The sequence below is a fragment of the Brucella sp. 22210 genome (assembly GCF_052045675.1).
GTDB lineage: Bacteria > Pseudomonadota > Alphaproteobacteria > Rhizobiales > Rhizobiaceae > Brucella.
The window spans coordinates 1-1,891 of the sequence record NZ_JBQEPD010000119.1; the positions used below are offsets into that span (position 1 = coordinate 1).

The window sequence follows — 1,891 nt, forward strand, 5'->3', positions numbered from 1 at the left end:
GTTCATAGCGGCGACGTGACATCAAAGACCTCCAAATCCGAGGCCTTTCAATAACCAATCCATTCAAATAGCTAGCCTATTTATGAGTGCACGGCCTAGGTGAAGCGAAAATTGCTCCTTAGTTGAAACAGCTGAACTGCGTTGGTGAAATCTGTGTCTGACGCCGACAAACCATATCAGCTTAGTTCGCCTTTCGCGTGAGGGTTGATTTTTATTTTATGAAATGCAGAGATTATTTCGGGGACATATTGGGGGGATTCAGGTGTATTGGGCGGTATCGAAAAATTGTAATGGGCATCTTCCGTGATCGGTTCTGTCAGCCCAGTATCATCTGACGCCGACAGCATTTCACCCTTGTTTCGTCTGGCGTTGGTAAAAGATGAAGAAGCATCAATATTGCTTCATCTTCGTCGAAAAGCTCCGGTTAATGGCAAGGATGCTTCCGGGCGCACTCCGTTGATGATAGCCGCTTTGAATGGCCGGCTGAACATCTGTGAACTTCTCCTACACGAAGGCGCAGATGTTTCAATTTGCGATTCTGACGGATGTAACGCCTTTGATCTAGCCACAAGATATGGTCATCACGTTATCGCTTCACAGCTCCAAGCCACGCTCGCCGAACCGCTGTCCGAGGGTAATGAGCCCGTTGTAACCGTTTATCCGGGTGAGGCGATCAGTGAAGGTTGGGAAGCCGAGGTGCCGTTTCAAGCGCCTGCTGAAAATCGCGGCGTTGATGAAACTGTGGTAGCCTTGCAGGTCTCCATCGCGTCCCATCGTGTGTTCCGGGTAAGCGACGATTGGCAAACTGCGGATATTTGCCTCCCCACCAGCAACACCAATCTAACAACTGTCGCGATCCCTCGAGCCGTTCATGCCATGATTGCCAGCGGCCTCGCAGCAGCATGGCTCACCGATGATGCTGTTACTGCCGAATGGCCGCTGGCCAAGCGGGAGCATATTCTGGAATTGCGGCAGCTACTCGCTGCGGCAAACATCAGAATTTTTCCTGCCCGTCCCGGAAATCCGTTCCAGTGCATCAGAAACGCCGAACCAACCAATGACAATCTCCAGCTCTGCCAAGAGCTTATCGACGTTTTGCGCGATACGTGCACCGGTAGGCTGGACACGGTTGAGAAATACAAGATGGAGATTGCCAGTTTCGGACCGTTCAGCCCCGATCGCGAGGCCAGAATTTTCGGAAAAGTTGCCGAAGCCCGGGCGCGTCTTATAGCGATGTTCGCCGGATTTATGCAGATAACTCCCCTAGTTCTGCAGGGAGAACTCCGGCCAACTGAAGAGATTGTGAAAGATGCCACAGAAGAAGCTGATGACGAGAGCAATGTTTTCGAGAGCGCTGATGGGGTCGCGACCGAAACAAACACAGACGAACCCGCAGCACCAGAGTTCTTCCTGCGGGATTTTATAAAGCTCTTCGGTGAACTGGAGCAAAAGACATCAGACAGGCAAAACCTCATAGGTCTCAGACTGGCGCTCGAAAACTACAGGAAGGCCCGGGACCGGGGTATGGAGGGAGGCCTGAAGCTAGTGCCCTGGCTGGCGTACCGATACCGCAGAAGAGGATTACCAATAGAAGACCTGATTCAGGAGGGCAACATCGGGCTGATGCGGGCGGTTGAAAAGTTTGACAGCACAAAAGGCAGCAGGTTCGGTTCCTATGCGGTCTGGTGGATACGTCAGGCAATGTTGCGGGCCATCGAGGACCAGTCTCGCCTGATACGCGTCCCGGTTCATATCGGTGAGTTTGTCAGAAAGACTGAACGCATCCGGCAGCGAACTAGGCCGTGCACTCATAAATAGGCTAGCTATTTGAATGGATTGGTTATTGAAAGGCCTCGGATTTGGAGGTCTTTGATGTCACGTCGCCGCTATG

Annotated in this window: 1 protein-coding gene; it reads left to right on the forward strand. The window is 52.0% G+C overall.

The annotated features are described in order from the left end of the window. Window positions 1–303: 303 nt before the first annotated feature. Entirely contained in the window at window positions 304–1,818 is a 1,515-nt protein-coding gene (locus ACTJKP_RS26810; RefSeq protein ID WP_440632823.1) for a sigma-70 family RNA polymerase sigma factor, read from the forward strand. Window positions 1,819–1,891 lie beyond the last annotated feature (73 nt).